This window comes from Streptomyces sp. NPDC059355 (genome assembly GCF_042752335.1).
Classification (GTDB): domain Bacteria; phylum Actinomycetota; class Actinomycetes; order Streptomycetales; family Streptomycetaceae; genus Streptomyces.
In genome coordinates this window covers 1-3,910 of sequence record NZ_JBHYXN010000091.1, presented here as the reverse complement: position 1 = coordinate 3,910, position 3,910 = coordinate 1, and the positions used below count along the sequence as shown (strand labels likewise).

4 protein-coding genes and 1 pseudogene are annotated in these 3,910 nt (G+C 68.2%); 3 read left to right on the top strand and 2 right to left on the bottom strand.

Annotation, left to right across the window (positions count from 1 at the left end):
• A pseudogene (locus ACFXGI_RS38455) lies at positions 1–629 on the bottom strand (hypothetical protein); the annotation flags it as partial.
• Between the two features lie 63 nt (positions 630–692).
• On the opposite strand from ACFXGI_RS38455, the gene ACFXGI_RS38450 reads away from it, so the two are divergent.
• On the top strand, positions 693–1,118 hold the full coding sequence (locus ACFXGI_RS38450; protein ID WP_384717674.1) for a hypothetical protein: 426 nt from the start codon (positions 693–695) through the stop codon (positions 1,116–1,118).
• Between the two features lie 250 nt (positions 1,119–1,368).
• Here the strand turns inward: ACFXGI_RS38450 and ACFXGI_RS38445 are convergent, their stop codons facing one another.
• The gene (locus ACFXGI_RS38445) at positions 1,369–1,704 is read right to left on the bottom strand and encodes a restriction endonuclease (protein ID WP_384717671.1); all 336 of its coding nucleotides are present in this window, start codon (positions 1,702–1,704) and stop codon (positions 1,369–1,371) included.
• Positions 1,705–1,934: 230 nt separating this feature from the next.
• Between ACFXGI_RS38445 and ACFXGI_RS38440 the strand changes: the two genes are divergently transcribed.
• Both ACFXGI_RS38440 and ACFXGI_RS38435 read left to right on the top strand, forming a co-directional pair.
• Positions 1,935–3,083, top strand: a complete 1,149-nt coding sequence (locus ACFXGI_RS38440) for a ParA family protein (protein WP_384717668.1) — start codon at positions 1,935–1,937, stop codon at positions 3,081–3,083.
• Positions 3,080–3,910: ParB/RepB/Spo0J family partition protein (locus tag ACFXGI_RS38435; protein ID WP_384717665.1), on the top strand; the 831-nt coding region annotated here is incomplete at its 3' end. The genes ACFXGI_RS38440 and ACFXGI_RS38435, both read left to right, overlap by 4 nt.

Genomic DNA, 3,910 nt, shown 5'->3' with positions numbered 1-3,910 from the left:
CCGCCGGATTCCGCAGCGCCGACGCGAGTGTTCGGGCCGGCTTCTTCTCGCGGGGGCGTCCCGTCTGCTTGAGCGGCCGTGCGGCGGGCGCTCTCTATCAGCTCGTCAGCGTCGTGCCGGGCCTGGGCGCGGACTTGTGCGGCGTCGGCTTCCGCGCTCGTGCGGATGCGGTCGGCTTCCGCGTGGGCGTCCTTGCGGACGGCTTCGGCTTCCTTGGTGGCGTCGTCGAGGGTCTGCCGCACGGTGGCGCGGACCCGTCTGTTTGCCGGCTGGGCCTGGCGCTGGAGCAGCTTCACCACCTGCCAGCGGCTGCGCCAGATACTCGCGAGTTCGGAAGCGGCCTTGAACTCGGCAGCAGCGGTCGGATCCAGGTCCCCGGGAGTGGTGAGGACCCGGACGAACTCGAGCAGGGCCTCCCGCGAGGTGAACCGCTTGCCGGCCAGCATCTCGTTGAGACCGGCCTTGGTCAGCCTCGGCCTGACCGAGGCAGCGGCGATCGTCGCGTAGGACGGTGCGCCGTGGTTGATGTGAAGCCGGTTCAGCTCGTCCGTGAACTCCTGCAGCGCGTTCTCGAACGCGGTGATGGCGGTGGCGTCGTGCGGTTCGATCCCGGGATCTTCTGGTGTCACCGGATCACCTCCCTTGTCCGGAAAGCAACGCTAACGGGCCCCGACGCCGCGACGGACCCGGCCGTGCTGAGCACCGGGCTGCGGCGGGCACTCACTGCACACAGCCTCACCGGCCACCGGGTCTACCAGCTCGGCCCCGCTCTGCTGACCGTCACCCTGGACGCGGCCCACGCCCAGGCCCTCGCCGTACTCCTCGCCGCCCGCCGCGCACTCCCCCACCAGCCGCCCGCCCTCGAGGACGAACTCCACTGGGGCGCAGGGCCGGCCGAGACAGCCGCAGCCGCGCTCGCGGTGGCGCTGGCCGCCTATGGGCCGGGGACGTACGCCCGCGTCCTCGCCTCCGGACAGGTCACCGCCGGCCTCTCCCCGACGGTGACCGCGCAGGTGACCGGTGCACTGAACGCCCGCCCTGCGCCCGCTGCCGGACCGTCGCGACCCCGGCGCCGCGGGCTCGGGAACGGCTGGAAGGGCATCGACGCTGACCGCTGAGCGCTAAGAACTCAGTTGTCCGGGGCGAGTTTCTGGTTGGTGCCGGACCGGCCGATATCCAGGTCCAGGAGCGCGGTCAGGGCGGTGCCACTGTTCCAGAAGCCGAGGAGGTCGACGTCCACGAGGACCAGGCCGTGGCGGGCTGCGAAGGCTCGCGCCTGCTTGGTGAACTTGCACGAGGCGACGAAGAGCGGGACGTCTGCTCCGTGGTTCGCTGCGTGCGGTGCCGTTGACCTTCTGGAGGTCCGGGCTACCGACGGTGCGGTGTTTCGCGTAGCGCTTGCACTGCACTACGAGCTTCCGGCAGCCGACCCGTCACGTCGGCGCCCAGGTCGTTTGCTGCACCGACGCGGAGCACTCCGGTGCAGCCGTCTCGGCGGCAGAGTTCGGCGATGTACTCCTCGAACTCCAGAGGGCTCGTGGCCCAGATGGATTCCAGCGACCGCAGGGCCTGAACCCGTGCCTGCTCCTTGAGTCGGGCCTTCTCCGCCTCAGCCTCTCGACGTCCGGCCCGCGCCAGAATCCCGACCACGGTCCCCACGCCCAAGACGGCTAACACCACCAGTACCACCGTGCCCGTTCCCATGCTGTCCCCTCCTGTGAGTCGGCTGTTCGCCAGCGGTACAGCTCCCCACCAGGGACACCCTCTATCCCGTGTGTGTCGGCGCCTGGTTGTCTGGCATTTGGGATAGCTCCCCGCCCTGGACCCTTAACCGGGTTAAGGGTGCTCCCTACTCTGCGTCGTGCCCTACAACTTCGACAGCAATCGGAGCGGGTCCGTCCCCATCGGACGCGGACCTAGTAATGTTCGGCCACATGAGCATCCCTAGCCCCCGAGGAGAGCGAGAGAAGCTAATTACTGCTCTCACTCCCCAGCTACGTAGACACCTGAAAATCCGCGCTTTCGAGCATGGAATGGACATCCAGGACGCAACCGAGCACGCGATCAACGCCTGGTACGCGGCCGACAACTTGGCTGAGGTCAAGACCGATGGCGCAAAGACGTGGGGCACCTTCTTGCCCGTCGGCGAGCCGGACAACTTCAAGTCGGCGTGCAACGAGCGCGGTGTGACCTACGTTCAGGGGCTTGCCCAGGCTCTGACGCTCCGGCTCCACACCCACCCCTCCCCCACCACTCCTCTGGTCGCTCAGCCCGTCGTGCGGGTCATAGTGGCCAACCAGAAGGGCGGCGTCGGCAAGACGTTCATCTCCTCCGGGATCGCACAGGCACTGGCTGAAGCCGGCCACCGGGTCCTTATCGTCGACTACGACCCGCAGGGCCACCTGACGGCTGAACTGGGCTTCGAAGACCTCATGTACGAGGACGGCGTCGAGACCCTGATGATGCACATGGACGGCACCGCCCGCGGCGACATCCGCGACCTGCTCGTCGCCCTGGATGGCGAGCGCTTCGGCGAGCGACTCCACCTGCTCCCCGCCTCCGACGACGCATTCCTGCGCGATGTCGCCCTCTCCAAAGTCAGCTTCTCCGAAGCCGCACTGGAGCGGGCGCTCGAACCGCTGGAGGCGGACTACGACGTCATCATCATCGACGGCCCTCCCAGCCTCGGCCTCAACATGGACACCGCGCTGTACTACGTACGCCGGCGCGAAGGTGAACTGGCCGACCGGTCCGGTGTCATCACCCCCGTCTGGGCCAACCGCGCCTCGCACAGGGCGTTCCGGCTGTTGAAGGCCCAGAAGGAAGACCTCTGCCGGAAGGGCCGCATCCAGGTCGACTACCTCGGCCTGATCGTCAACGCCTACGACAGCCGGCGCGGGAAGCTCGTGAAGGAGAACAAGGAGCAGTGGGAGCAGAGCAGCTCTCCGGGCGTCCTGGCCGTGATCGGTGACCTGAAGGAAGGGCGCGAAGCCGCAGACGGTGAGATTCCCCTGCTTGAGTACGCACCCGATAGTGAGCACGCGCAGGTCATGCGCGACCTGGCGAAGGAGCTGGCGGTATGACGCCCCCCACGCAGCGAGTGACCCGCGGCTTCAGCATCGACGACGAGGGGACGGAGTCCAGCTCTGCGCCCCGCCGCATCCGCACGCGCCAGCAGATCATGGCTGGCGAAGGCAAGCGCCCGCCCGCGGCTGTGCCGCTGTCGGACCTGGCGCACAATCCGTTCAACCCCCGTGAGGAGCTCACGGACGTCGAGGAGACGGCCGAGTCCCTTCGCGAACGAGGCCAGCTCCAGCCCGTCGCCGTGGTTCGAACCGCGGCGTTCCTCGCGGTCCACGGCGATCAGGCCGAGATCATCGGCGACGCCGCATACGTCGTCATCGACGGAAACCGCCGCCTGGCCGCAGCGCGGGTGGCTGGCCTTGCCGAGCTGCGTATCGACGTCAACGATGCTCTGGCCACCAGCGCCGAGGACATCCTCGAGTCAGCCCTCATCGCGAACATCCACCGCGTGGACGTGCCGGCATTGGACCAGGCTCGGTCCATTCAGGGACTTGTGGCGAAGCATGGATCGCAAGGGAAGGTGGCGCGGCGCCTGCAGAAGTCGGAGGCGTGGGTCTCCCAGCGCCTGGCTCTCCTGGGGCTGCCTGCAGAACTCCAGGCGAAGGTCGACTCTGGAGACCTGCCGGTGAAGCATGCTCGTCGGATCGGGCGCCTTCCGGCTGATCAGCAGCACGCGGAAGCGGAGAAGGCTCTTAACCCGGTTAAGGCCCCCCGCAAGCCGCGTGGCAGTTCGGCTGCTGCCGAGCAGCCGAAGCCTGCAGGCCCGGCTCCCGAAGCAGGACCGGCCCTCCCCACACAGGCGACAGGCAGCGCGGGTGGAGACGAC

Excerpts from the sequence above, each read along its gene's own strand:
- ACFXGI_RS38440 (WP_384717668.1), top strand. The coding sequence starts at position 1,935 with ATGAGCATCCCTAGCCCCCGAGGAGAGCGAGAGAAGCTAATTACTGCT.
- ACFXGI_RS38445 (WP_384717671.1), bottom strand. The coding sequence starts at position 1,704 with ATGGGAACGGGCACGGTGGTACTGGTGGTGTTAGCCGTCTTGGGCGTG.